At 45.6% G+C, this 26701-nt stretch carries 21 protein-coding genes and 1 pseudogene; 5 read left to right on the plus strand and 17 right to left on the minus strand.

The window, feature by feature from the left end:
* A pseudogene (locus HMPREF9469_RS30565) lies at positions 1-281 on the plus strand (hypothetical protein); the annotation flags it as partial.
* The gene (locus HMPREF9469_RS30570; RefSeq protein ID WP_082197719.1) at positions 238-810 is read left to right on the plus strand and encodes a transposase; all 573 of its coding nucleotides are present in this window, start codon (positions 238-240) and stop codon (positions 808-810) included. The pseudogene HMPREF9469_RS30565 and the gene HMPREF9469_RS30570, both read left to right, overlap by 44 nt.
* A gap of 590 nt (positions 811-1400) precedes the next feature.
* Here HMPREF9469_RS30570 and HMPREF9469_RS05890 read toward each other — a convergent pair.
* From HMPREF9469_RS05890 to HMPREF9469_RS05955, 14 genes are all read right to left on the minus strand, one after another.
* Positions 1401-2423, minus strand: coding sequence for a virulence RhuM family protein (locus HMPREF9469_RS05890; RefSeq protein ID WP_007860105.1), 1023 nt, complete (start codon positions 2421-2423; stop codon positions 1401-1403).
* A 174-nt stretch (positions 2424-2597) separates the two neighbouring features.
* A complete protein-coding gene (locus HMPREF9469_RS05895) occupies positions 2598-5522 on the minus strand; it encodes a hypothetical protein (RefSeq protein ID WP_007860106.1) in 2925 nt (974 codons plus the stop codon).
* 516 nt (positions 5523-6038) lie between these two features.
* Positions 6039-7439 (minus strand): 23S rRNA (uracil(1939)-C(5))-methyltransferase RlmD, encoded by a 1401-nt coding sequence (rlmD, locus tag HMPREF9469_RS05900; protein ID WP_007860107.1) that lies wholly within the window; start codon positions 7437-7439, stop codon positions 6039-6041.
* Positions 7440-7549: 110 nt separating this feature from the next.
* Complete coding sequence (locus HMPREF9469_RS05905) at positions 7550-8485, minus strand: prenyltransferase/squalene oxidase repeat-containing protein (RefSeq protein WP_007860108.1); 936 nt, start codon at positions 8483-8485, stop codon at positions 7550-7552.
* 92 nt (positions 8486-8577) lie between these two features.
* Positions 8578-8886 carry a hypothetical protein gene (locus HMPREF9469_RS05910; RefSeq protein ID WP_007860109.1) on the minus strand — a complete coding sequence of 103 codons (309 nt, stop codon included), beginning with the start codon at positions 8884-8886 and terminating at the stop codon, positions 8578-8580.
* Between the two features lie 143 nt (positions 8887-9029).
* The gene (gene pcrA / locus HMPREF9469_RS05915; protein ID WP_007860110.1) at positions 9030-11423 is read right to left on the minus strand and encodes a DNA helicase PcrA; all 2394 of its coding nucleotides are present in this window, start codon (positions 11421-11423) and stop codon (positions 9030-9032) included.
* Between the two features lie 124 nt (positions 11424-11547).
* A complete protein-coding gene (locus HMPREF9469_RS05920; protein ID WP_007860111.1) occupies positions 11548-12543 on the minus strand; it encodes a diguanylate cyclase domain-containing protein in 996 nt (331 codons plus the stop codon).
* A gap of 255 nt (positions 12544-12798) precedes the next feature.
* Positions 12799-13920, minus strand: coding sequence for an ABC transporter ATP-binding protein (locus tag HMPREF9469_RS05925; RefSeq protein ID WP_007860112.1), 1122 nt, complete (start codon positions 13918-13920; stop codon positions 12799-12801).
* A 4-nt stretch (positions 13921-13924) separates the two neighbouring features.
* Positions 13925-15706: an ABC transporter permease gene (locus HMPREF9469_RS05930; protein WP_007860113.1), complete on the minus strand. Its 1782-nt coding sequence runs from the start codon at positions 15704-15706 to the stop codon at positions 13925-13927.
* A 100-nt stretch (positions 15707-15806) separates the two neighbouring features.
* Positions 15807-17042: an ABC transporter substrate-binding protein gene (locus tag HMPREF9469_RS05935; protein WP_007860115.1), complete on the minus strand. Its 1236-nt coding sequence runs from the start codon at positions 17040-17042 to the stop codon at positions 15807-15809.
* 89 nt (positions 17043-17131) lie between these two features.
* Positions 17132-17968, minus strand: coding sequence for a MurR/RpiR family transcriptional regulator (locus HMPREF9469_RS05940; RefSeq protein WP_007860117.1), 837 nt, complete (start codon positions 17966-17968; stop codon positions 17132-17134).
* Between the two features lie 259 nt (positions 17969-18227).
* Positions 18228-19082, minus strand: a complete 855-nt coding sequence (locus tag HMPREF9469_RS05945; protein ID WP_007860119.1) for a class II fructose-bisphosphate aldolase — start codon at positions 19080-19082, stop codon at positions 18228-18230.
* Between the two features lie 62 nt (positions 19083-19144).
* The gene (locus HMPREF9469_RS05950; RefSeq protein WP_040415614.1) at positions 19145-20386 is read right to left on the minus strand and encodes an ADP-dependent glucokinase/phosphofructokinase; all 1242 of its coding nucleotides are present in this window, start codon (positions 20384-20386) and stop codon (positions 19145-19147) included.
* A gap of 14 nt (positions 20387-20400) precedes the next feature.
* Positions 20401-21267, minus strand: a complete 867-nt coding sequence (locus tag HMPREF9469_RS05955; protein WP_007860122.1) for a ketose-bisphosphate aldolase — start codon at positions 21265-21267, stop codon at positions 20401-20403.
* A 337-nt stretch (positions 21268-21604) separates the two neighbouring features.
* Here HMPREF9469_RS05955 and HMPREF9469_RS05960 point away from each other — a divergent pair, with 337 nt between their 5' ends.
* Entirely contained in the window at positions 21605-22222 is a 618-nt protein-coding gene (locus tag HMPREF9469_RS05960; protein WP_007860124.1) for a DUF1836 domain-containing protein, read from the plus strand.
* A 134-nt stretch (positions 22223-22356) separates the two neighbouring features.
* Here the strand turns inward: HMPREF9469_RS05960 and HMPREF9469_RS05965 are convergent, their stop codons facing one another.
* From HMPREF9469_RS05965 to HMPREF9469_RS05975, 3 genes are all read right to left on the minus strand, one after another.
* Positions 22357-22677: a YerC/YecD family TrpR-related protein gene (locus tag HMPREF9469_RS05965; protein WP_007860127.1), complete on the minus strand. Its 321-nt coding sequence runs from the start codon at positions 22675-22677 to the stop codon at positions 22357-22359.
* A complete protein-coding gene (locus HMPREF9469_RS34040) occupies positions 22661-22888 on the minus strand; it encodes a DUF6783 domain-containing protein (RefSeq protein WP_040415059.1) in 228 nt (75 codons plus the stop codon). The genes HMPREF9469_RS05965 and HMPREF9469_RS34040 overlap by 17 nt, the downstream gene beginning before the upstream one ends.
* Before the next feature lie 167 nt (positions 22889-23055).
* Positions 23056-23892 (minus strand): MerR family transcriptional regulator, encoded by an 837-nt coding sequence (locus HMPREF9469_RS05975; RefSeq protein ID WP_007860128.1) that lies wholly within the window; start codon positions 23890-23892, stop codon positions 23056-23058.
* A gap of 302 nt (positions 23893-24194) precedes the next feature.
* Here HMPREF9469_RS05975 and HMPREF9469_RS05980 point away from each other — a divergent pair, with 302 nt between their 5' ends.
* Together HMPREF9469_RS05980 and HMPREF9469_RS05985 are read left to right on the plus strand one after the other, a co-directional pair.
* The gene (locus tag HMPREF9469_RS05980) at positions 24195-26126 is read left to right on the plus strand and encodes an NAD(P)/FAD-dependent oxidoreductase (RefSeq protein ID WP_007860129.1); all 1932 of its coding nucleotides are present in this window, start codon (positions 24195-24197) and stop codon (positions 26124-26126) included.
* A gap of 74 nt (positions 26127-26200) precedes the next feature.
* Positions 26201-26629, plus strand: a complete 429-nt coding sequence (locus tag HMPREF9469_RS05985) for a hypothetical protein (protein WP_007860130.1) — start codon at positions 26201-26203, stop codon at positions 26627-26629.
* Positions 26630-26701 lie beyond the last annotated feature (72 nt).

Consider the following 26701-nt stretch of genomic DNA (forward strand, 5'->3'; position numbering starts at 1 on the left):
AATTAGGCAGTGTGATTACCGATATCAGTGGAAAAAGCGGAATGGCTATTTTAAAAGCGATCATATCCGGAGAAACAGATCCGATTGTTTTAAGTGAATTAGCAGAAGGGCGTGCCAGAAATAAACTTCAGGAAATGCGAAGAGCTCTGCAGGGACGAGTTTTAGAACATCAACAAAAAATGTTAGAACATCAGCTTGTGCATATGGAAAGTCTTACTTCTTTAATCTCAGATTTAGATGAAGATATTAAAAAAAACAGACACTATAAGTTGGGCTGTTGAGGCTTTGGATGGGATACCAGGAATCGGTAGACAAAGTGCAGAACGCATTCTTGCAGAAGCAGGGGTGGAAATGGAACATTTTCAAAATGAATCGCGGTTTAGTTCGTGGGCGGGTCTGGTACCGGAATGTAAAGAAAGCGCTGGTAAAAAGATGAGTAGTCGAATACGAAAAGGAAATAAATATTTAAAAGCATGTTTGGTAGAATGTGCCCGTGCTGCAATAAGAAAAAAACAAAGCTATTTCTATTCACGATACCAACGAATTGCTGCACGCAGAGGGGGGAAACGGGCGCTGATAGCCATAGCGCACACCATACTAATAGCCATCTATCATATGCTAAAAGAAAAAGTTCCTTATTACGAATTAGGTGCAGATTATTATAGTGTAAAGAATCAAGAGAAATCTTCGTTCGTTAGAAAAGTTAGGGGTAGATGTAATGATTCAGCCAAAATAACTTCTCCCTGCTATTATCATAGGCAAGTGAAAAGCCCGCCAAAAGGCGAGCTTATTAAGAATGCTTGTTTATAGGTTGTCGCTGAATTAAATATTTTTAATAACATCAATCTGATACCCAGAAATTTAATTTTTATAACCCATAATGTTGTATCCCTACCAGATGGCATACCTTAAAAACTGGAAATAAAAACTCAATTTTATAGTTATCAGGGTGATAACCAACAAAATAAAACATTTTACATTTCATATCATCCACGTCCTGTTCATACTATTCTTCAATTTAGGTTTATAAAACTACTTCAATAAACGGAAAATCCCCTGGTTCAATATCCCAAACCAGAGGATGCCATCTACACTTTTGCGTCTTTTGCCCTCAAATTTATAGTCTAAAATCAATTCATTGTCATCGCTTTTCCGGCCGTGAAATGATCTATCATACCACTCATCAATCCATCATGCCATTTTTCGTCTCAAGGCCACAACATTTTGTGGCTTTTCTCCTGTTTTTTATATTATTCCACAAGTGACATCATTATAACCACTTCGACATTTGTTGAGTGTACAATAATGATGTCGAAAGGGTAGAATCGTCCCTTGGCGGATTTCCAATAGTAACTACCCGCTCAAATACACCGCAAGCCATTGCATAAGCGGCTCAATATTTACCTTCTGTTTCCTCTTTCTTTTCTTACTCTCTTTTTCGCATTCTCACCAACGTCCTTAATAGTTTCCATATATGCTTGCTCCACCGGTGAAAGTATATTTTTTTGGTATTTTCTATACTCTGCCTCTGCCTTTTTCACTGCCTGATGATGACTCACTTTTCCATATCCCGCAAGCAGCTTTCTATTACCTGATAATAAAATAGCATCCAACTGGTCAACATAATCTTTCATGTACATTGGCTTATGCTCTATTGCATTAATTTCAGCCAAATCAAAATAACCAGAAACAAGATTATTTAAAATTTTTAATTCTTCCTCATTCAGATAATTTTTTGCAATACTAATATCCTTTAATGCCGGAAGTTCTCCCGAAAATGTAGTAAGCCCCATAAACGGTTTTTCTGAATCTGCACGTTCGTATATCACTTCTGCCGCTGTATGGCCATGAGCCGCGAAATGCAGCTTGTTCTGCACTATCTTAAAGAACTCTATTGAATCTTCACTACGAGGATCATAGTCTACACTTGTGGCATATAAATCGAGCACTTGTCGATACAATACCTTTTCGGATGAGCGGATATCTCTAATGCGTTCAAGCAATTCGCGCCAATAATTACCACCGCCATTGCCTTTCAACCTTTCATCATCCATAGTAAAACCTTTAATCATGTATTCCTTTAAACGTTCTGTCGCCCAACGCCGAAATCTCGTGGCAACTGATGATTTTACTCTATATCCCAACGATATAATCATGTCAAGATTATAAAATGGTATATTCCTAGCAACCTCTCTACTCCCCTCTTGACGAACCTGTCGGAAATTCCGACAGGTTGACTGCTCGTCCAGTTCACCCTCTTCGTAAATATGTTTTATATGCTCAACCACATTAGTTCTGGAGGTTTGGAACAAGTCTGCCATTTGCTGTTGACTCAACCAGACGGTTTCATCCTCAATTTTCACCTCTATGCGCGTTAGGCCATCTTCTGTTTGATAAATAATAATTTCACCTTGATTCTCCATTCATTCACCTGCCTTTATCATCATTTAATATCATTCACAGTATAAGCAACTTCAACAAATTTACCAAAAAAACTTAAAGCCTTATAGATGTCTTTTTTGAGATTAAGGTGCCGAAAAATGGCTATTTCCCGACAAGCCCACCTTCTATTCTCTATCATTTCTTGTGTTTGTAAATCACCCTCTTAAGATTTCATCAATTTGTTCCGATTCAATTTGCCTTTTCAAATAACTAATTTGTGTTTCGATATATTTTTTATGCTTTATCCATTTTAAACCTATAAAGTTTGGAAGCAATAATTCAAGATATTCAATCCAAGCTGAATACATAGGTACTGCACTACCTGACCAACTCCAAGAAGTAGGTGTTAATGGTATCCTATCAAAATCTTCAAACAATGGATTATTCTTAAGGAACAGCAAAATATATTCCTTTTTTCTTTCGATTTCTAATTTTGATATAACTGAAAATAGGCAATACATTTTCGTTTGATCATTGGAAAACAGTGTAATGCATTGCCGAATCCACTCGTCTTGTTTTTTCCACAGATTTTGCTCATTTTGAATTGGTAATAATAAAGACTCTAAAAAATATGCCACTGATATCTTGGCAAACTGACAATTCCTTATTAGCTGCTCAAAAATTTTATTATATATTTCTATGAAATTATCTAAATCAAAAAAACAACGAGGCCTTTCTTTATGGTCACTAAAAGAGTCATTATTTATTAAATGACCTATATACTTATCCAATATAGAAGGCTTAACCAAATATATTTCTTTCAAGAACTGTCCGTTATAATCGTGGTCTTTATCATACGATAGCATGGCATAATAAATTTCTTCAAGCAATTCCATATTACCATTAAATTTTCGGATTACTTCCTGCGGCGTATTATGATAGTCATTAAACAACAAACCAAAATAAATATGCACTATAAAAGGTGAATACCCCATCTTGGCTAAAAGAATTTTACAGCCCTTTATCAATGCCTGCTCATCTATTATATTATACTTCTCCAGAAAGTCTACATCACGCATTGATGATGAAGTAATATCTCTGTCAGAAGTATCTTTCAAAAAGTCATAAAGCCCATATAAATGATTTTCAGTAATTAACTCTTGCGGTAATTCATGATAATAGGCATACAGCCAAGCATTTTTCTGACTATAATCTCTACCAATAATAATTTGATTCACTTCTGAATCGGACAATAGAGAAAAGAGAGTGCTCAGAAAGTGCGATGGGTGTAAATTGTTTGGCGTATCTTTCTCTATGTAATACTTAATTGCATTAACGAAGCAATCTTTTCTAAGAGCAATAGCATCGAAGGCAATTTCTAATCCTTCTCCAACCTCCCAAGATGTATGTCCATCCAATTCTGGGATTTCATAACAAACGTCAATTAATTTCTTGAACATTTTATAATCACAATTAGAGACATATTGATCAATTATTTTCCGTTTTAGTTCCTTACGTTCTCTATAATTAACTTCTTTTTTATAATCTGGTTCTTTAAGAAAAGAAAATAGTTGAAAGTATTCTCCCTCAAAATATTCATCAAATAACGCTTCACAAGAGAGGTTCATCCCATTGAAAACGCAAACTATTTTATTCGCTAAAAGGCAGTTTTCTAACTCACCTGGAGGATAATTTGACCTTAAAATGGAATTGATGTATTTTAAATCAAATTGTAAAACGGGAATGCTTATATCCTCGATAGTACCACCATATGAACTAAGAATTTCTCTAATTTTTGCTCTGTACGTTTCAATTTCACATAAATCGTATAAGGATTCCCAAATTAGCTTTCGGTATTTTTCAACACCTTCAGATTTAGCTAATGAAATTTGATAAATAGTAAATGTGTTCTTTCGGCCTTCCTCTGCCGGAGTAAAATGCAATTTTAAAAACTCTTTTGCTATTTCTAAAAAAAGAATAACGACTGATTCTTGTTTCCAGTCATCCGAATATTCCTTTATCTTCTCTAAAAAAATTATTTGTGTGTAAAAATCATAGCGCTCAGAATCTTTATTAATGCCGAAATATATATTAATTGCATGATAAAATTCCATATATAAATCTGGTCGCTTTAAATAGTACTGAAAAAACAAATCACAGGCTGTTGGCAAATCCGTCATATCTGCAAAACCACCAAGAATTTTGATTATATCGTTTGTTACATTCTGATAGTTTTTCCCTTTCTCAGTATCAATGTCACGCCTTTCACTAATCACACCTTCTTCTAATTCAATTTCATTTTGCAAAATCAGAAGTGTTTCAGTAGGATTTATACGAAAAAACACTTTGATAAATTCAAAGAAAATCGGGGATTGTTCTGTTGATAATTCATCCCATAATATTTTTATTTCTTTCTCAACAAAATTGTAAAGAGTTATATTTCTAAAGATATTAAGTAATGTATTAACAGAAGAGATTGTTCGCTCTCTATAACTTTGAAAACAAGCTTTAATCATTTCCGACAGACTGAGTAGTTTCTTATCAAAGAAAACATATTTAAGCAAATAATTAGATAAGCATTGCTCCGAAAAGCGAACGGCTTTATCATTGCAAATATCGACAATTTCCCGCTCGTGAAGCATGTAGATATTTTCAATAAACTCATCTCGATTTAACCCTTTTTCCTGTAAAATCGGCAAAAATGGATCAATATGGTCTAAATGGATTGCTTCTAAAAAAGCTACTATACCAGCTGTTATGCACACGTTATTGTTGGCAAGCATTTGATTATCCTCTAAAGATGATCCATAATAATCTTCATATAATTGTGACACATCATTAATAGAATCTAAACGATTTGAATTAAACGCTACTTTCCCTGCAAGTATAGCAATACGAGCATTTCCCTCTGCAATTCTTACAATTCTTTCATGATAATCTTGATTTAAAATACCCAATGAAGTTTCAAGCAATGTTTTAATCTCATCATCCTTAAATACATTTATATTTATGGTTTCATATGAAGCAATTTCTCGAACATCATTTATCACTTTTTGAAGTGCATAATCCCGCACTGTAATAAGTATTTTTACGTTATATCCCTCTGATTTCATAGTTACATAACGAATAATATGCTGCAAAGATTTTGAAATGACCCTGCATCCAATTGGAGAATTCTCTGTTTAATGCTTTCGATATTAGCCATAATCAACACCTCTACTCTTTGAAATCATCTTGTTACTCAAAATTATCTTAAATATTTTTCAGACACGCTCAAATTGATTCTTTCTATCAGCCTATATTCTATTTTAACTTGTGCTATATCTAATTAAGATACTTTAAGCCCTGTCTTATTGGCATTTCCAGCGACTATGTGATAAACTTTTATTGTCCATTTGGACCTCCTCCTATGCTTAAGTTTGGCTTACAACACTATTCTCATTTTAGCATAGGAGGATCTCTATTGATATCCTCCTCGTTTCCACTTAAACGATTCTCCTCAGCATAGCTGGGGGATTAGGATTCTCATTTAACATAACTATCATCCAGATGATATCAATAAAACAATTATTTCCGAAGGTCAAAGTACAGCCATTTTCTCGGTGTTTCAAGGCCATTTTTCGCCAAAATCCGCTACATCTTGTGGTTCATCTTCTCTACTTTCCTTCCAAACCACAATTCCGCATCATTATAACCACTTCGACATTCCCCGTCCCCGGAAACATATCCACCCCGCACACCTTCTCCACCCGATACCCTCTCTCCTGCAGCACCACCAGATCCCTCACCAGGCTGGTGGGCTTACAGGATATATACACCATCCGTTCCACTCCAAAATCAATGATCTTTCCCAGCGCTTTTGGATGGATCCCATCCCTGGGCGGGTCCACCACGATCAGGTCCGGCTTATCCTTTAGGCCATCGATCACCTTCAGCACATCCCCGGCAATGAATTCACAGTTATCTAGCCCGTTCAGTCCGGCATTCAGCCCGGCTGCTTCCACTGCCTCCTCCACGATCTCCACTCCCACTACCTTTTTGGCCACAGGCGCCAGGATCTGGGCAATGGTGCCGGTTCCGCTGTAAAGGTCAAATACAACCTTATCCCTTGTCTCACCCACAAAACTACGGGCCGTATCATACAGGACCTCTGCCCCAAGGGAATTGGTCTGGAAAAATGAAAATGGAGAAATTCTGAAACGCAGTCCCAAAAGTTCCTCGTAGAAATAATCCTGTCCATACAGGATATGGGTCGCATCGCTCTGTACCACATCGGCCAGGGAATCATTTTCCGTGTGAAGGATTCCTGCAAACCTTCCGTCAACAGGCAGTGAAAGCAGACGCTCCTTCCACTCTGAAAGCACCGTCTCCTCATCTCTTCCACCCAGATATTCCCGTTGGGTGCTGGTCACCAGATCCACCAGTATCTCCCCTGTTTTCACAGCCCTGCGCACCAGTAAATGGCGCAGATAGCCACGGTGCTGCAGCTTTCTGTAAAACGCAGTCCCAAGCTCCTCAAAATACTCTTTTGTAGCCACCAGGATCCGGCAGAAGTCCGGGTGCACGATCTGACATTCCGGCGTTGTCACAATATCATAAAAGCTGCCCCGTTTATGCATTCCCAGCGCCAGCGGGCCGTCCTTTACCTCATCCCCAAAGGAAAACTCCATCTTGTTTCGGTATCCCTTCACCGCGGGGCTGGCTTTGATTCCCTGGAACTCATAAGTTTCCGGTTCCACCACACTGTCCAGAAGGGATCTTACCTGGCCCTCCTTGATCTTCAGCTGCTCCTCATAGGGCAGGCTTTGGTAAATGCACCCGCCGCACAGGCCAAAGTGAGGGCACTCATTATCCGGCAGTTCCAGAGGGGAACGCTCCAGGATTTCCAGTGTTCTGGCCTCGGACTTTCCCTTTCTTCTTTTTGTGACCACACATTGGATTTTCTGACCCGGCACTGTGTTCCTTATAACCACACGCTCACCATCTATCACCATGATCCCCTTATTGGGAAATTCTACCTTTTCTATGATTCCTTCGTAAATGTCGCCTTTTTTCATTTCATCTGTCTCCGTTTCCTGCAATTCCATTTTTTCATCGTTTCATTATACCATGGTGCGGCAGTCACATCAAGTTTTCACATTCCATCCGCCTCTTTTCCCTGTTCCTCTCACCCATATGAAAATTTTAAGCCCGCTATATTATCATAAGCGTCTTTGTCATAACATTTTAAAATAAACATCCCACGGAATGTATTGAATCTCCCTTTTGTTCCGGTTTCAAGTGGGAAATGCACCTTTCCCGCATAACTTTTCCCTCTATTTATATAGCCCTTTTGAAGCTCTGCCTTCACCTTGTCCAGGGCATCCTTCATTCTGCCGTCATAGGGATAGCCAATACGCGTAAAGTATTCCAATGCCCGGAAACAGTCATATTTCCAGCGGCAGGGATAATGGAAATGAACCATGTCCTGGTGGATGGGCTCACCTGTGCTTAGCGACTTGAACAATTCCCTCCTAAGCAGATATTCCTGCCCAAGCGCAGCCTGATCTTTTATTTCTTTCAGCCTGTATCCATACCCGTATCTCTCATAATCCGCCAATGCTTCCAGCACGGAAAGGGTGGTATGTACAGACCCCGCAAGAGAACGGTTATGAACGGAATCCCAGGCGCAGTTCCAGCCTCCATCCTTCATCTGATGCCCCAGAATATAGTCAATGATCTCATAGATCCTTTCATCCTCCATCCTTGCGTAGCATACAATACTCAGCACCATTGCAGACATACACATATCCTGATACCTGGTTTTGGAAATCCTGCCATGGCATTTCCAAAGGTCATCCATCACCATCCCTGCAGCCCCCTGATAGCAGGAATCATCATAGCGTATTTCCATGTATTTAAGCTCCAGAAGGGTGTAAGTACTGCATATCCACTTGCGGGTGTAAATGCTGCCGCCCCACTTTTCTTCTCCTCTATCGTACAAGTCCAGATACCGTCCTATATATCCGCCGTCTTTATGGTCCGTTGGCTGTTCCAGCAGATATTTATTGGCCAGATACTGAATCACAATATCCCCTTCCAATAACCACTCTATGATCGTCATGGCTGTTCTCCCTTCCCCGTATATAAAAAGACCGCCACCACTGTGACGGTCCCTTCAATCTTCCACATTATCTCTATACTGACTGCCTTAACTTAGTCAGCTTTTTTCTCCTCAGGCTCCTCATCTTCAAAGAAGTCATCGTCAAAATCATCATCAAAGTCGTCTTCAAAATCTTCCAGGTAATCTGGTGTAAAGAAACGGTATACGGCATATGCAATACCTGCAACTGCAGCTACTGCGCCAATGATCGCCAATACCCAGAGGATACAATTCTTTTTCTTCTCGTCTTCCTCTCTTTTGTGAAGCAGATCATTGATCCTGCTGGAATTCATAAGTTCTTCTACACGGCTTAAAGCCTCTTTTCCCATTGCATCAAATCTGTCTCTGTCAAATCTGTTCATCCGGTTCACGTCCTTTCTTATATGCAAGCAAATAAGCTCAGATACATACTTTTTAATTATTATATCATGGAAGTCCCTATTTTACTATCCCAATTTCTTGAATTTTTAGCCAATTACATTCATTTTATGAAATGAAAAAACAACTATACCTTCTGAAGCTTTGCAAAGGATGCAAACATTTTCTTCTGTCCCGCGGTATCAAACTCCACAGTCACCTCAAAATCCTTGCCGCCGTCCTTAATGGTTTTGACCGTTCCCGTGCCAAACTTGACATGCTTGACCCGGTCCCCCTCTTTGTAGTCCAGGGACGATGGCTTTTGCACGGTAAATGCTTTTCCAAACGATGGCTGTCTCTGACCGCCCATTCCGCTGCCTGCGCTGCTCCCCAGGCTTCCAAAACCACTTCCTGTGCCGCCAGAGGCGCCCTGGCCGCTTTGACTCCTTGCACTGCCCCTGCCCTCAAACAGGTTCTCTGTCTTGGATGCATACGCATTATAACCCTTGCCAAAGGTGCTGGTGCGTCCCGAAGCCGCGGATTGGTTCCAGGGCAGTCCTGCCTCCTCGGGCATACTGCCGGAGGCGCGGCCGCTGTAGCTACCCAGTACCGGTTCCAGGCGTTCCTCGTCCAGAAGGTCTGCCGGAACTTCCTCCAGGAACCGGCTTGGCTTGCAGTATCTGGTTTCACCGTTGACCATGCGCTGTCTGGCTGAGGTCAGCACCAGCTCCTGTTTGGCCCTGGTAATACCCACATAACACAGGCGCCGTTCTTCCTCAATGTCAGTACGGTCATCTGAGTTGATGGACATCATACTGGGGAACAGCCCGTCCTCCAGCCCCACCAGGTACACCTTGGGAAACTCCAGTCCCTTGGCGCTGTGCAGTGTCATCAGGGTCACCCGGTTCTCGGACTCGTCCATGCTGTCAATATCAGCCACCAGCGCCACCTGCTCCAGGAACTCATCCAGGGTGGGGTGTTCGCTGTCCTCCTCATAACTCACTGCCTTATTTACCAGTTCTTCAATGTTCTCAAGACGCGTCTGTGCCTCGATCTCTCCCTCTGTCTCCAGTTCCTGCTGATATCCGGTCTCATCCATGATACCCTCAATCAGATCCTGGATGGTAAAATCGTCTGACAGCGCCCGTACGCGAAAGCTCTCCATCTGTCCCATAAATTTTCCGATCTTCTCCGCGGCCTTTCCCAAACCTGGTATCTGACGCGCCTCCTTAAGGGCATCGTACAGACTCATCCCATGCTCTGATGCAAATGCAGTCACCTTTCCCATGGTGGTTGCCCCGATCCCCCTTTTTGGGACATTGATGATCCTCAGAACTGACAGGTCATCCACACCATTGGCAATGGTCTTAAGATAAGCCAGGATATCCTTGATCTCCCTTCGCTGGTAGAAGTTCACGCCTCCCACCAAACGATAAGGAACATTGTAGAAAATGCACCGCTCCTCCAGAAGACGGGACTGGGCATTGGTCCGATAGAGCACAGCCTGGTCCTGATAAGAATATTCACTGTCCCGGATCTGCCTTGCCACATAATCCGCCTCATCCCTGGCCATGTCGAACTGCTTAAACCGGATCAGGCTGCCTTCATCATTGGCTGTCCACAGAGTTTTATCTTTCCTGCCCCTGTTATGGCGGATGACACCATTGGCCGCATTCAGGATATTCTGGGTGGAGCGGTAATTCTCCTCCAGCTTAATGACCTTGGCGCCTGGAAATGCTGACTCAAAACTCAATATATTCTCAATATCCGCTCCCCTGAACCGGTAGATGGACTGGTCGTCATCACCCACCACGCAGAGATTCTTATATTTGGCAGCCAGAAGACTGACCAGCTTAAACTGCGCCATATTGGTATCCTGGTATTCGTCCACCATGATGTATTTAAAGCGTTCCTGGTAATAATCCAGCACCTCGCTGCTGTTCTGGAACAGCTCCACTGTCTTTACGATCAGGTCGTCAAAGTCCAGGGCATTGTTCTTCTTCAGCTGTTTCTGATATTCCTTATAAATCTCCCCGATCTTCTTCTGGCGGAAATCCTGACCCGCGTTCAGAAGAAATTCCTCCGGCATGATCAGCTTGTCCTTGGCAGATGAGATGACTCCCAGCACGGCCCGCTCCTTAAACTGCTTTGTATCCACGTCCAGGCTCTTAAACACCTGTTTCATCAGTGTCTTCTGGTCATCGCTGTCATAGATGGAAAAATTGGTTGTGTATCCCAGATATTCAATATGCCTGCGCAGGATCCTCACACAGGTAGAGTGAAAGGTGCTGACCCAGATGCTCTCCGAGCCAAATCCTACCAGCTGGTCCACACGCTCCCGCATCTCCCCTGCCGCCTTATTGGTAAATGTGATGGCCAGGATATTCCATGGATTCACCTGCTTTTCATCGATCAGATAGGCCACCCTGTGGGTCAGCACCCTGGTCTTGCCGGAACCCGCTCCGGCCAGGATCAGCAGCGGCCCTTCGGTGTGAAACACAGCCTCCTTTTGCATTGGATTTAATGTATCGTAAATACTCATATTCTATGTACCGCCTTTATTCCTTCATTTATTTGTTCATGGATTTCTACATTGATCTCTACATTGATTTCCGCATTTTAATGTCAGGTTTTTAGTATAGCATTCCTGTCCCCATTGTGCAACTTTAATCAGGTGATAAATCCTCTGCCCAGCAAAAGGTATTCTTTCCAAGACTCTTTGCGCAGTATAGTGCCTGGTCCGCTCTTTTGTAAGCGCGCTCAAAGGTCTCTCCCTTCTGACATATGGCGGCAATGCCAACGGAACAGCTCTGCTCCAACTTCATTTGACTGAGGATACGGCTGATTTCCCGGATCAGTTCCCGGGCAGCCTTTTCTCCCAATTCCCTGTCATAAGGCCCGGGCAGGAATATCATGAACTCATCGCCGCCTACCCTTCCCACAATGGCGGAAGGAGGCACATGTTCCGCCATGACTGATGCCGTTTTTTTCAAAAGCTCGTCCCCTTTCAGGTGTCCGTAGGTATCATTTACTTTTTTAAAATCATCCATGTCGATCACAAACAAAAGACCTGTCTCCCGGTCCTGGGACAGCATACGTGTGATGTGGATCTCCGTATATTTTCTGTTGTATAAACCGGTCATAGGCTCCAGCTGGATATGCTTTTCCAATATGGCGCTCCGCTTTAATGCCTCCTCGGCCAAATTGGCAAATGTCTTGGGGTAGTATTCTCCCTCCTGCTGATAAATATAAGGCACGGACTGGTGAAGACTGTCAATGACCAGGCCTCCGCCCTTTTCCCTGTGCACGCCGGCCGTTATCCTGGTGTCCATGTCAATGGTGACCCCTTTGTCACCTGCCCCCGCCTCCCGGGCCTTAAACTCCCCGTACACCACGCAGGTATCCTCCGTGATCATCTTGGCCTCATACCAGGCTTCCTGCACCACAAACCGGATACCCCTGGCCTCCTCCTGATCCTTTTCCAGTCCCCTGGCCAGTGCTTCCAGACTGGTGTAAAACTCATGCCTTCCTGTTCCAATCACAAGCACATCCGGCGAAAAATATGCCAGCAGCGCCCCTATGGTCTTTGGGTCCCCGGAAATGTATCCCTCCATCACACGCTGAATCAGTCTGCTTGCTTCCCTGCATATATCATCCCGCATATTTGTTCCTTTCACATTTACACACTTACTCGTCCATATTTACATACTTGCTCTTGACTATCAATATAACATAATCGTGAAATTTCTGCCACTGTTACAATGGTTTCAGCGGATCAGTCCCAATGCAAAAAAGTTTTCCCGATTCTCCCGGTTTCTGAGAGAATCAGAAAAACTTTCATACTGCCAAGCCCAAGAGGGCATCCCCCTGGATTTTTTTTAATAGCAGCTCCAGAATGTACAGGCGTCTTTACACATCTATCTGCGCGCAATCTTTCCCAGTGATATCAGCGCCCTGGTATCCTTATGGAAAATACATACCCGGGTGCCTGAAATACTCACCTTGATCATTTCCCCCTCAGAAAAATTAATGCTTCCAAACACCACGGAACGCAGGCTGGTTCCCAAACACTCAACGATCACCGTGGTCTCCATCCCGTAGGGAAAGGAGGATATTACCCTGGCCGGTATGTTTCCCTCCTGGCCAATGGCCACGTCTTCCGGCCGTATGCCCACGGTCACATCCCCTCCATACGCCCTGAGTCCTGCTTCATTCTCTGCTTCCACCAGGAACCGGCTGCCATCTCTTTGCAGTTCCAGATCCTGGGAGGACGCGTCCAGTTGGAAGTCCACGAAGTTCATGGCCGGGTTTCCCACAAAGTCAGCCACAAACATATTGACCGGCTCCGCGTACAGCTTTAAAGGAGGCGCATACTGCTGAAGCACAGCTGTGTTCATCAGGCAGATGGAGGTGGATAAGGCCATTGCCTCCAACTGGTCATGGGTCACATACACAAAGGTGGCATTGGATGTGCTGTGGAGGCGTTTCAGTTCTGTACGCATCTCCAGCCTTAATTTGGCATCCAGATTAGACAGAGGCTCATCCATTAAAAGGATCTGCGGGCTGGTGGCCAGCGTTCTTGCAATAGCCACCCTCTGCTGCTGCCCGCCTGACAACTCGGATGGGTACCTTTCCAGGTAAGGAGTCAGCTGTAAAAGCACACACAGCTCCTCCACCTTGTCCTTTATGTCCTTTTTGCTCCATTTCATATTTTCCAGGCCGAAGGCTATGTTTTTATACACGGTCATATGGGGCCACAACGCATAGTTCTGGAACAGGAAGCCCACGCTTCGTTCATTCGGCGGCACATCGATCCCCTTTTCAGCTGAAAATACCAACTGGTCCCCGATCCAGATCTCACCTTCCGTAGGCGTCTCCAGGCCCGCGATCATACGCAGAGTGGTGGTTTTTCCGCAGCCGGATGGTCCCAGCAGGGAAATGAAACTGTTGGCCGGTATTTCCAGGTCCAGGTGATCCACCGCCACTGATTTTCCGTACCGTTTAGTTATATTTTTAAGTTTTATACTGTTATCTGCCATTTCATCAACCCCCTATACCAGAATCAATGGATGCTCCGGTCAGTTTATTAATAATTGCATTTAGTGATATGACTATGATGACGATCAAAAGCGTGATCGCATTTGCAAACTGCTCATACCCCTTTTGATTGTACATGAACAACAGCGTTGTGAGCAGAACAGAGCCTGGAGTGTATAAAAGCACAAACAGCTCCATTTCCCTTGTACAGCTGATAAATGGCAGGAGATATCCTGACATAATGCTGGTCTTCTGGATGGGAATGAGGATACGGCACATTCTCTTATACCAGGGAATTCCCATGATCATTGCGGATTCTTCAAGGGTGGCGCTGATCTGGAACATGGAATTAAGGCCTGACCTGGAAGCCATGGGCAGGTATTTCACTACACCGATCAGAACCAGCATGGCATAGGTGCCGTACAATGCAGGTATAAATCCTCTCCTGGTGGAGAACATGGACAGGTAAATGGCTGAAAGGGCAATGCTGGGGATCAGATAGGGCAGGAATGTCAGGCTATTGACAGTGGCGGACAGCTTGGTTCCCCATTTTCTGGCAATCCCGTATCCGGCCAGACATCCCACGGTACCGGCTCCAAGGGAGCAGCACAGGGCCAGCAAAAGCGTGTTCTTTAAAGCTTTCCAGAAGGTAGGGTTTCTGAATATGCCGGAAAATCCGATCCCCGCATCCTCCGCGATCCAATAGCGCAGCGTAAAATTAGAAAGGGAATAATCCCCCTTTACCTGCGTAAGGGATTCGGTTGCAAAACTCACAAAGGGCAGCAGGGTTACCGCTACAACAAAAACCACCACCACGGTGCTTACCACTCTGCGTCCTTTCCGCAGTCTGGTCAGTGAAACATTGGAGCTCTTCCCGGAGACCGTTGTGTAGGATTTCCTGGTCCCCAGCATTCTCTGGTTCAGGTACAATATGGAAAAACTCAACACCAGCATCACAACCGCGTACACATAGCCGCGCCCGGGATTGGTGCCGTTGAGGTAACTGTACATCTTTGTGGCCAGGGTATAAAAGTTGACCGGCAGTCCTAAAAACTGGGCTGTGGAAAATACACTGAGGCCTGATGCAAATACCAAAAGTATGGTGGACAGCACGGCCGGCTTTACAAGGGGCAGGGTCACCATGGCAAATATGCGGAAACGGGAGGTCTTTAGGATCTGTGCCGCTTCCTCCAGATTGGAATCCATGTTCTTGAGGATCCCGCCGATCAGAATATATGCATAGGGAGCGTAGTGAAGGCCGGTCACCAGAACAATGGGAAAGAATCCGTAGGCGAACCAGTTGGGTGTGGCCAGCCCGGTGACAGCTTCAAAGATTCCAGTGGTGCCTCCAATAAGGCTGTTCTTAAAAAAGTTTGTCCATGCAATTGCCAGTGTCCATCCCGGCATGATATACAGGAACATAAACAGTGTGGAGCAGAGTTTTTTACAATACATATCGGTCCTTATGACCAGCCATGCAAACATTCCGCCCACCGCAATGGCGATCAAGCAGGAAAACACAGCGCACATAAGGGAATTTACAAGGGGAATGACAAAGGTCGAATATACTTCCCCTGACGCGAATGTTTTGTTCCAGTGATATAATGTATATGAGCCTGCTGCTTCATGAACCCTGTTAACTTCTGAGGTATGGACAACCAGCGTATCCTTGAATATGTAGATCAGCGGAACGATCACCAGATATACCAGACAGATAAGCAAAACCAAAAGAATGATGTTATGGGGTCTGCGCAGGAAATTTCCAACTTTTCTAGCTTTTACTTTCAATCAATTCACCTCTATTTTAAAAGAGCTGCCGCATCAATGATTAGGAAATCATAGATGCGACAGCTTTTGAGAACAACGCAGCACCGCAGGCTGCATCCGGTTAACGTAATGTCTCAATAAAATCTTCCACATCTGCACGGTGATTTACCAGGTAATCCGGATCATCCAGTACAATATTCTTCTTTACTTCGTCAAAACTGTAATCCGTGGCATGGACATTGGCCGGATTAGCGGAGAAGCCTCCGTAATAGTCATTGAATGCAGCCCATCCGTTTTCACTCAGCAGCCACTCAGAGAAAAGCTTGGCTGTGTTGGGATGCTGGCAGTTATTAAGAATTATGGAGTAAACCGGGTATGCATAACCTCCCACAGGGTTGCATGCGGAAAGATCATAACTCAGCTTGATGCCCTTATCTTCCTGGGTACTGAATCTCTGGGTGCTGAAATATCCCACCCATGTGTCGGTCTGGCCCAGGGCTCCCACGGTGGTGGCCGAGGTGGTATCCGAGGTAGTCAGAAGGACGCCGTTCTGGAACATCATCTTAATAAACTCCCATCCTGCGTTGTCCGTTGTTAACGTGATGTCTTTTCCAAAATATTCCTTGTATGCATCTGCCAGCCTTGCCGCATACTCGTCTGATGTAAGCATTGTCAGCATATCGAAGTTTACGCCCTCACTGGAAGGATCCTTCATTGTAAACAGTCCCTTGTATTCCGGATCAGCGATACGCCACAGATTGGTAAGCCATCCTTCTCCAACCAGCTCATCATTATACATAAAGCTCTTGGTGTCATAGTACCAGATCAAGGCAGTACAGTCATCATTGCCCACCAGCTCTCCAACCCGGGAATTGGACCAGTTCATGGCGTATCCGGTGTCTACCAGTTCTGCCATGACCCGGTAGGTATCCTGGGCGCATACAAGATCTGCGCTGACCGCACCGGACTGGCATTCTGAGGTGATCTTCTCGATCATCTCCGTCTCCCCCAGCTGTGTAAACTCCACTTTGATCCCAAACTCTTTTGCAAACCGATCAGCTGCATCCTGCAGGTATGAATTGGCTCCGTAAAATACCAGGGTCCCCTCGTCCTTGGCCGCTGCAACCAGGTCATCATAACTCATCTCATCTCCCGAGGCGGATGCCTGTCCGGAAGACTCCCCGGTTTTCTGATCCGCCGCCTCACTGCCCGCTGCCTCTGTCTTTGCCGCCTCTGTCTCCTTCTTGCTTTCAGCCGCTGTGGTTGGCGTGGTGCTTCCAGAACCTGTGCATCCGCTTAATGCACCGGCTGCCATGATTCCCGCCAGCGCCACTGCCATCAGTTTGTTTCTTCTCATTGTGTATTCCTCCTCCTTATGGTTCCGATCTTTATTCGGAAACTAACATTACCAGCACACTGTTGCACAGGTATTCCGGCAATGGTGTACTATAGTTTCATATCAGACAGAAATTCCAGCATATCCGTATTCTTCTCCTGTACGACTGCCTGGATTTTCTCATCCTTTGCTAATATATCCATCAAAGCTTCCGCCACGGCCATCTCGCACAGATGACTGTAGTTCCTGTAAAAATCAAACCGTGAAAAATCCCCCTTGGATTCAATCACATAGTCTGCCAGCTCGGCCAGGGACGAATTCTTATATGCGGTAATGGCTATTACCTTAAGATTCCTCTGTTTTGCCAGGGCCACGCCGTCTATCACGCTTTTGGTCGAACCGGACTGTGAGACTGCAAGCACCAGGTCACTGCTGCCGGCCAGATTGATCTGGTTCATGTAATAGTCGGCCACACCGCTGAAGGTGCATTTGATTCCCAGACGCCCAAGCCTGAATCCCATATGTTCAATGATCGGCGTGGTATTGCCGGAGGCGATCAGATGGATCTGGTCGCAGCTTCTCAGCAGGTCCACGCACCCATAGATGATATCCGGGTTAATATTATCCGCGATATTCAGCATGATCTTGGAATATTCCCGGAACACATCCCCCACACTGTTCACCGTATTGTCTGTTTCATGATTCTGATACCTTACCAGCTCCTTGGAAAGGGACATGCGGAAGGGCCAATATCCCTTAAATCCCACATGCTGACACATCCTCACCACGGTTGCTTCACTTACATCACTTGCCAGGGCCAGGTCTTTTACCGTAAAATCAACTACCTTTGCAGTGTTCTTCAGTATATAATCCGCCAGTTTCCTCTCTGTGGGGGAAAGACTTTCATACTGCGCCTGCATGTTTTCAATTGCAGATAGTTCTGTCATAAACAGCCTCCTTTTCTTACAGGTGTACTCTCGGAGTCTCCTGGTACTCAGATTTGCGGGATGATTTTTTGTCAGTTGTGAATAAATTTGTGTGCGGCTGGCGGGAAACCGGCCGCAAAGATGGGTGCCAAGGAGACTCCGGGAGTACACACAATGCTATATCCTGCTCCTGCCATTATACCAGAGCATGTCCTAAAAATCATTCCCATCATACGTACACCCTGCTTTGGGACATATAAGAGTGTATTTAAGACATGCGTTAGAATCTGCACAAGGTTCTCATTCTGTTTTCGACATAAGGCAAAAGCCTGGCATGGATATACTCCGGCATATGGATGATCTTCACAGGATCCATATTTCCTCCATTTTCAGAAACGTACTGTTCCATGGCCTGATAATATTTTCCTAAAAACTCTGTTCCCAGATTAAACTTGCTGATCCCCTTTGAAAATGCCGCCAGCAGCTGGTCATCCGGTATCCCGCTCCCTCCATGGAGCACCAGGGGAACCTTTGTGACCGACCGTATTTCCTCCAGTCTTTTTATATCAAGATGAGGTGTATCTATATATTCGCCATGGGCATTTCCAATGGAAATTGCCAGGGAGTCAACCCCTGTCTCTTTGCAAAACAACTCCGCCGCATCCGGCTTTGTGTACAGATCTTCCTTTGAGTTATCCGCATCAGAGGCCGCGCCCACATGTCCGATCTCTCCTTCCACAGCCGCCCCCAGCTCATGGGCCGCCCTCACCACATCCCCGGTTATCTCAATATTCCTCTTAAGTGGATTCACCGACCCGTCCATCATTACGGATCCAAATCCGCAGCGGACCGCGTTCAGAATCGCTTCCTTCGTGTAATCATGATCCAAATGAAGACCAATAGGCACGGAAACCTCTCCGGCCAGCTCCTTTACCATCTCAGCAAAGCTTTTCATACCCGTTGTTTTTTGTATTGACACATGCTCCGGATACAGCATGACAATGGCCGGGGTATTAGCTGCCTGGGCCGCGTATACAACCGCTCTCGCCATGTTATAGTCCTGACAGATAAATGCGATCACCGCCGTGTTGCATTCCCTGGCTGTCTGTAAAATATTGGTTACCTTCTCATACATCTCTGCTTCCTTTCTTAACCTTATTTGCTGCGGACCAGATCCTATTTCCTGTTGGCCCAATCTTATTTCCTGTTGGCCAGCGCCGGCAAGAGACCCCCTGCAAAAAAATCTCCCAGGCCAACCGTGGTGGGCCTTTTTGCAAACTCCAGATCCCTGCAGGGGATGCAGCAAACCATGGGATCCTCCTCCATTACCTGTTTGCTGAATTCCCTTCCTCTTTCATTCACATTCCAGGTGCGGATATTCCTGTACTCATCGATTCCAAACTCATCTCCGTACACATATCTTGCAGATGCAAGCATGATCCCGCCTTCCAGGGCCTCCTTAAGGTCATGGGACCCTGTTCCGTATGCAAGGGCCCATGCATGGGTGTGTATAATAAGAAGGGGAACCTTCAGGGACCGGTAAACACAGCTGACCCCATCCAAAACCTGGTCCGGGTCAAGGATCTGTATCCTTTTGCCCACAAAGTCCTGCAGCTCGTCCTCATTCATGCTGATCACATCCAGCACCGGCGCCAGTTTTCTATGCACCATCCGCCGAAACTCCCCATTGACATAGCATCCGTCCTCCAGGATCACAAACGTCCTGTCCCTGATACCGGCCAGAAGATTAAATACCGTGTCCAGCCTCTTTGTCAGTATGGATGCATCCAGCACTTCGCTGAAGCATGAGAGGAGAAACACATCCGCATCTCCTGCCTGATTCCCAAAGTCCTCAGCTATCACCATGTTCATGCTGTCCGGATCCCGTGAGATCAGGATCCTGTTGTGGCATGAGGTAGTAAAATCAATGTCATTGACCTGGATATGTACGCCGGAAGGATACTGAAGGATAATGTGCGGATAAACCTCATCATGGTCCGGCCCCGTTCCTGAATAACATGTAATGCCGGCCGGAAGGAGATCTTCCATATATTGATTAAAACAGCACATTCCCAAAGTGCTCTCATATCCTATCTTCCCTATGGCGATCGCCGCCCTGGCAGCGGTCCCTCCAATGGTGATCTTATAAGAGAAGTTTTTTGCAAACTCCCTGCACAGCCCGCAGTCTTCGGGAATGATCTCACATCCTGTGCCCTGCCTCATGCAGGAAAGGATCTCAATCATTAGACCCTTCATGGACTCTATCCGTTCTGTGTCCCCTGCCTGTCCCACGCCATTCAGCCCCACGCTATCCAGTTCCCCGGCATGGATCTCACATTCTTCCATCAGATGCTCCATGGAGGAAAGATTCCATTCCAGTTCATAATCCACACACGCGTGAAACCCCAATGCTATTTTTTGCTTTTTATTTCCATCCATATGTCTGCTGCAGGTCATCGATATAAGGAGGCCTTCCCTGCGGAGTGGAACAGTTCGATCTTCTGACCCGCCACCTTCCTCAAAGCCTCAATACAGGGAGGATATATGGCATTTGGTTCCCTTAATGACCGGTCAGCCAGGACTTCCCTGCACTTCTCGTAGAAGGGAGCTTTGATATCACTTGAAATATTGACCTTATTGATTCCATGGCACACGGCTGCCTCGATCTCGCTGTCCGGGTTGGATGAACCTCCGTGAAGCACCAGCGGCACATCGGCCACTTTCTTGATCTCATCCAGTATATCGATTCTGAGTTTGGGTTCAAATCCCTTTGGATACAGCCCATGGCTGGTTCCGATGGCAATCGCCAATGCGTCAATTCCTGTTTCCTTTATAAACCGCTCCGCGTCCTCCGGATCCGTGTAGCGGATCTCGTTGGTTCCTGTCTCAATGGAATCCGTATTGCCGATGGTTCCCAGTTCCCCCTCAACCGATACGTAATCCGCTGATGCATGGGCTGTCTCGCATACCTTTTTGCAAAGTGCGATATTTTCCTCAAAGGGCAGCAGCGATGCATCGATCATAACAGAGGTAAAGCCCAAACTAATAGCCTTTACGCAGTCCTCGTAGGAGCCGCCGTGATCCAGATGAATGCACACAGGAACCGGGGCATGATTCGCTTCATCGATCACTGCTTTGATAAAAGAATTCTGTACAAATGATAATTCATCCGGATGAATGGCCACAATGACCGGTGAATCCTGGGCAACGGATTCCTGGATCACCCCGGTAAGAATCATGTTGCTGGATGTGTTAAAGGCCGGTACTGCAAAATTGTTCTCTTTCGCGACTGCCAAAATGTCTTTCATGTTTACAAGCATCTCTTCTATCCTCCTGATTGTCTCTGACCCTAAGCCATAAATTGTTTTCTTAGCTATATTATATTGCTATGAAATAAAATGTCAATATTTTTTTGTAATGAAATTTCTTTTCAGTCAATATATTGAAATTTTTCATTCAAATTTGTGCACAACTACGAAGCACAAGCCCCCTCCGTCAATTATGACCAATGAAACAGCCCGCAGCAAACCAGGCCTCGGTTAAACTCCGTTAAAATAACGGTTGGTAAAATAAAGGACATTTGCCCCTTGTCATCTAGTATTGAATACTATATAATAGATATAGCAATGTGATTTTAAAGACAGAGGTGACTGACAGATGAAGACAAATGAAGAACGCGTTCGGGATCTGCTGGCCTATCTGGGAGGCCTGTCCCATGTTAAGCCGGAAGATATACCTGACATTGATTTATATATGGACCAGGTTACTACCTTTATGGAAAGCCATTTAAAAGACATGCGGCGGCACCCTGAGGACAAGGTCCTGACCAAGACCATGATCAACAACTATGCCAAGAACAACCTGCTCCCTCCGCCCGTTAAGAAGAAGTATTCCAAGGACCACATGCTCATGCTGATATTTATCTATTATTTCAAGAGCCTGCTATCCTTTCATGATATTGAGGAACTGTTCCGCCCCATCACATCCAGACACTTTTCAGGCAAGGATTCGCCCCTGTCCCTGGAGGATATTTATACCGAGGTATTTACCCTGGAAAAGGGTGAGATGGGCAACCTGATGAAGGATGTCACCGCCAAGTTCGCCCGTTCCCGCAAGACCTTCCAGGACGTGCCGGTGGATGAGGAGGATAAGAATTATCTGCAGCTTTTTTCATTCATATGTGAGTTGTCCTTTGATGTCTATCTGAAGACGCAGATGATCGAGATGATCGCAGACCAGCTGCGGGAGGAAAACCCGCCGCAGCGTAAGAAATAAGACGCAAATTAACGATAGAATCAATTTAACGATAGATTCAGATCAATAAAAGAAGAACGGATATTCCAGCCTCTCATCCGGCGGATTATCCGTTCTTTTCATGCTCTAAAGGTTTCGTGTTTTAATACATCTGCCTATTCTTTATTCTCCGGCTCCCCTGTTCCACAGTCCACCTGGAGCCTGGAAAATACCATGTCATATCCATCGCTTCCATAATTCAGGGACCGGTTCACCCTGCTGATGGTTGCTGTGGATGCTCCTGTCTTGTCCGCAATCTCCAAGTACGTTTTGCCCTCTCTCAGCATCTTGGCAACCTCATAGCGCTGTGACAGTGACAGCAGCTCATTGATCGTACATACGTCCTCGAAGAATTTATAACACTCCTCCGGACTTTTAAGCGTAAGTATGGCATCAAATAAATGGTCCACTGCATCCGTTTTAATCTTTTTGTTCATGTCCTGGTTCTCTCTCCTTATGTTTCATACGGTCTGGGGTATGTTTGAACATTACTTTTGTCATCTGTGCGCCCCGCTTAATGGGAGATCTGGCCCAAATGAACGCGGCGCAGGGAGCTGCGTCAAATGAGTTTGGGCCAAATATACCGCGAAGCGGGACATACAGATGACGGAAATGGATTTCAAACACTCCCGCTCCCCCGGGCCGCATGTGTTTTTAGAATAATTGCCCCTCATATAAAGGCACAGGCCATATAAGCCTCATACTTATTCATTTTAGCATATTAAAGTTTGAAAGTCCATATGTGACATCACTTTTTCAATGTGAAGTTTTAGAGTGTGCTCAGGGGTGCTTAGGGCAGGATCGTGGCACTGCCGCTATTCCATTTTTTCCGCCGGGACCCACACCTCAAAATACCTGGTAAACACCCCATCCTCATGTATACGCATCAACAGCCGCCCGATCAGTGATTCCGTGATCTCATACCCCATATCCCATATTGGCAGCAGCACCTGCTCATAAAGACATTTGGTAAATGTATTCCTCCCATAAGCTTTAAACACCGTATACAGGCACTGCCTGGAAGGACAATATTCAACATGTTCCTCCATGGACAAGGCAAGGTCCCTCACTCTGTCCGTGGGTACGGAAAACCCCCAGATATACTCGATCCCTTCCTTTTTTCCAGGATCAAGTCCATATCCTGGGATTTGAAAGGTAGCCCTTGCAATGGGCATACTGTCCAGCCACTGTGTAATATCCGGCAGCCCGCCTTCGCCTTTGGCCATGGATGTGAAGTCATTGTTCCGGCGGTATGGATCAAAAAAGATCCTGGGGCTTTTGTCCGCCTTAAATTTGCCCAAATGGTCCTTATGCCTGTTGATCCGGTCCTTCTCACTGTGCAGTTCATCCAAGATATCCTGATAATGCTGGATCAGGTTCAAAAGTTTTCTCTCCTGGTCTGCAAATCTGGCATTCATTTTCTGGAAATCATCCCGGTTGATCATCTCCTCTATTTCTGCATTTGAGAACTCAAAGGAGCGCAGATAACGGCTGTCCAACAGAAAATTCACATCCCATGCATCATAATATCTGTAATTGCTTTTACTGTCCTTGCTGGGAGTTACAAACCCACACTCCTCAAAATAATGCAGAGTCTGTATAGGTATCCCCAATAATTTAGAGATCGTGCCGATCTTGTACTTTTCTTCCATTGTCTTCCTCTTTCCCCAAAACAAAATCCCGGCGGCATAATAAAACCTGATACCCACCATAGGGTTTTCAGTCATGGATCTTTATAAGTTAGACTTAGTATACAATAGAACTCATATTTTGTTAAGAAAATCACATTGTTTTTTGTTGGATTTTCCCCATAAGATTGGGATTGACTTAACAGAAACCATAAGGTTTATACTCCTTTCAACCAATGTGCAGGCTCGGAGTCTCCCCGGCGCCCCCGCAAATCTGAGTGCCGGGAGACTCCGGGAGTACACCAATTAAACCAGGAGGATTCCATATGAAAGCAGAACGTATTTTTACACCCTATCACATAGGAAACTGTGAAATTCCTAACCGTCTCGTAGTCCCGGCCATGGTCGCCAACATGTGCCCTGACGGAAATGCCACCGAACAGTATATTCGCTATCATGAAGAAAAAGCAAAGGGCGGCTGGGGATTGATCATCACTGAGGATTACAGGATCAATGAACATGCAGCCGGCTATCCGGCTGTGGCCGGTCTGTGGAAGGAGGAGCAGATATCAAGCCACCAAAAGCTGACCGATGCCATCCATCGTCATGGTTCAAAGATCTTCTGTCAGATATATCATGCCGGACGCCAGGCAAACCGCCATGTCAACGGCGGGATACAGCCCGTGTCATGTTCTCCTGTTCCCTGTCCCTGGAACAAAGAGATCCCCCGTGAACTGACAACGGAGGATATCCGGCAGCTGGTGAAGGACTTTGGAACAACCGCCCTAAATGCCAGGAAGGCCGGTTTTGACGGAGTGGAGATCCACGCAGCCCACGGGTATCTGATCCATGAATTCCTGTCTCCTAACTGCAACCACAGGATTGATGAATACGGCGGGACCTATGACAACCGGATGCGTTTCCTCCGCGAAGTTTTCAGCGAAATCAGAACACAGGCAGGTCCTGATTATCCGGTGATCATCCGATTCTCCGCCCAGGAAAATTCCGAAGGCGGGCGGGGCATGAGCGAAAGCCGCCAAATGCTGCGGGATATGGAGGAAATGGGGGCTGATGCCATCCACCTGTCCAATGGCATGTACGGCGTCCGCTCCTCTCTTGGAATAGTGGCCTCCTTTTTCCAGCATCACGGCTGGAACGCTGATTTTGCCGCTGAGGCAAAGAGCTTTCTCCATATTCCTGTCATCACCGTAGGGCGCATTTCAGATCCATGTATGGCGGAGGATATCATTGTCTCAGGCAAGGCGGATTTTGTTGCCATGGGACGCGCTTCCCTGGCAGACCCCCATTGGCCAAAAAAGGCCAGGAGTGGATGCAATAATGAGATCCGTCAATGTATCGGATGCCTCCAGGGGTGCACGGCTTCCACCTACCAGGGCGTGCCGATCTACTGTATGGTCAACCCGGAATTGGGCCATGAGTTTGAACTGGATTACTCCCAAACGCCCTCTGCCAAAAAAATATTCATTGTAGGCGCGGGAATCGCGGGAATGGAAGCAGCCAGGGGAGCCGCACTCAAAGGGCACCAGGTTGAGCTGTTTGAAAAGAACAGCACCGTGGGAGGACAGTTTATTTCCGCCGCCTATCCCCCCTACAAAGGAGAATTTGCCACCTATACGGCATGGCTGTACCGGGAAATCAAAAAGCATGACAATATCCACCTGCACCTTAACACAGAGCTGACCGCCCGCATGGTAAGGTCCGCAAAGCCGGATAAGGTCATCCTGGCAACAGGCGCAAAGCCAATTATCCCCCAGGTTCCTGGAATCCACAATAAAAATGTGGTCCTGGCAGAGGACGTCCTTTTGGGAAAATCCGACACCGGCATGAATGTCCTGGTGGCAGGAGGAGGAATGGTGGGCTCTGAGACAGCTGCTTATCTGGGAATGCAGTGCAAATCAAAGGTTACCGTTATTGAGATGAGGGATGAGATTGCCCTTGACATGGAGGCAGGCATCCGCGATGACCTGAAGGACTGTCTGAGACGCTGTTACGTTGATATCCTGACCGGGACCAGCCTGGCAGGCGTCACAGAAGAAGGCGCGCTGGTCAAACAGGGCCATACCGTCACGCTGTTGCCCTGCGATACCATTGTGCTGGCCATCGGAACCCGGGCATTCTGTCCGCTTAAAGATGAACTGGAGGGTATCTGTGAAACAGTGACGGTGGGCGATGCCGTAAAAGCCCGGCAGGCGATCCAGGCTTCCAGTGAAGGTTTTTATGCCGGATATCATGGGTAATGCCTGGTCAATAGATTCAAATCCATACAGGCGTTTACAGTCCATATATAAAACAAAAAATGAGGAAAATACATATGATAGGAAAACAACATTTTGGCCGGATCATCAATTTTTTAATCAACATAGCCCTGGGACTGGTTTTGACCTATGTGGGCTTATCCATAGCCGGCGCCATAACCTCCCTGGCATTTATACAGAGTTTTGTGGTCAGTATGGCCGTGGGGTATACAATCTGTGATCTGATCCCGGCTCCTGCATGGGGGCAGATGTTTACAGAGCGGATCGGAATTAAAAACAGGCTGGGATGCCATCTGGTATCCACAGCCATCGGAGGTCTTGTACTGATCACCTGTATTAGTTTTTTCTGCCAGTTTGTGGCAGTTGGCGGCGCCATACTGGCGGTATGGCCCCATGCCCTGCCGTGTCTTCTGATGTCCGGTTATATGGTGCTCATTATTTTCATGCCGGTATGCGAACGGATTGCCGGTATCCTGACTCATTGATCCTTATTTAGATTTGCATCACTGCTGCATGGCTGCATGGCATTAGATCGCATTGCATGGCATTGCATTATA

This window comes from [Clostridium] citroniae WAL-17108 (assembly GCF_000233455.1).
GTDB classification, from domain to species: Bacteria; Bacillota; Clostridia; order Lachnospirales; family Lachnospiraceae; genus Enterocloster; species Enterocloster citroniae.

Excerpts from the sequence above, each read along its gene's own strand:
- HMPREF9469_RS30570 (WP_082197719.1), top strand. The coding sequence starts at position 238 with ATGAAGATATTAAAAAAAACAGACACTATAAGTTGGGCTGTTGAGGCT.
- HMPREF9469_RS05890 (WP_007860105.1), bottom strand. The coding sequence starts at position 2,423 with ATGGAGAATCAAGGTGAAATTATTATTTATCAAACAGAAGATGGCCTA.
- rlmD (WP_007860107.1), bottom strand. The coding sequence starts at position 7,439 with ATGAAAAAAGGCGACATTTACGAAGGAATCATAGAAAAGGTAGAATTT.
- HMPREF9469_RS05905 (WP_007860108.1), bottom strand. The coding sequence starts at position 8,485 with ATGACGATCATAGAGTGGTTATTGGAAGGGGATATTGTGATTCAGTAT.
- HMPREF9469_RS05910 (WP_007860109.1), bottom strand. The coding sequence starts at position 8,886 with ATGAACAGATTTGACAGAGACAGATTTGATGCAATGGGAAAAGAGGCT.
- pcrA (WP_007860110.1), bottom strand. The coding sequence starts at position 11,423 with ATGAGTATTTACGATACATTAAATCCAATGCAAAAGGAGGCTGTGTTT.
- HMPREF9469_RS05920 (WP_007860111.1), bottom strand. The coding sequence starts at position 12,543 with ATGCGGGATGATATATGCAGGGAAGCAAGCAGACTGATTCAGCGTGTG.
- HMPREF9469_RS05925 (WP_007860112.1), bottom strand. The coding sequence starts at position 13,920 with ATGGCAGATAACAGTATAAAACTTAAAAATATAACTAAACGGTACGGA.
- HMPREF9469_RS05935 (WP_007860115.1), bottom strand. The coding sequence starts at position 17,042 with ATGAGAAGAAACAAACTGATGGCAGTGGCGCTGGCGGGAATCATGGCA.
- HMPREF9469_RS05940 (WP_007860117.1), bottom strand. The coding sequence starts at position 17,968 with ATGACAGAACTATCTGCAATTGAAAACATGCAGGCGCAGTATGAAAGT.
- HMPREF9469_RS05945 (WP_007860119.1), bottom strand. The coding sequence starts at position 19,082 with ATGTATGAGAAGGTAACCAATATTTTACAGACAGCCAGGGAATGCAAC.
- HMPREF9469_RS05950 (WP_040415614.1), bottom strand. The coding sequence starts at position 20,386 with ATGGATGGAAATAAAAAGCAAAAAATAGCATTGGGGTTTCACGCGTGT.
- HMPREF9469_RS05955 (WP_007860122.1), bottom strand. The coding sequence starts at position 21,267 with ATGCTTGTAAACATGAAAGACATTTTGGCAGTCGCGAAAGAGAACAAT.
- HMPREF9469_RS05960 (WP_007860124.1), top strand. The coding sequence starts at position 21,605 with ATGAAGACAAATGAAGAACGCGTTCGGGATCTGCTGGCCTATCTGGGA.
- HMPREF9469_RS05965 (WP_007860127.1), bottom strand. The coding sequence starts at position 22,677 with ATGAACAAAAAGATTAAAACGGATGCAGTGGACCATTTATTTGATGCC.
- HMPREF9469_RS34040 (WP_040415059.1), bottom strand. The coding sequence starts at position 22,888 with ATGCGGCCCGGGGGAGCGGGAGTGTTTGAAATCCATTTCCGTCATCTG.
- HMPREF9469_RS05975 (WP_007860128.1), bottom strand. The coding sequence starts at position 23,892 with ATGGAAGAAAAGTACAAGATCGGCACGATCTCTAAATTATTGGGGATA.
- HMPREF9469_RS05980 (WP_007860129.1), top strand. The coding sequence starts at position 24,195 with ATGAAAGCAGAACGTATTTTTACACCCTATCACATAGGAAACTGTGAA.
- HMPREF9469_RS05985 (WP_007860130.1), top strand. The coding sequence starts at position 26,201 with ATGATAGGAAAACAACATTTTGGCCGGATCATCAATTTTTTAATCAAC.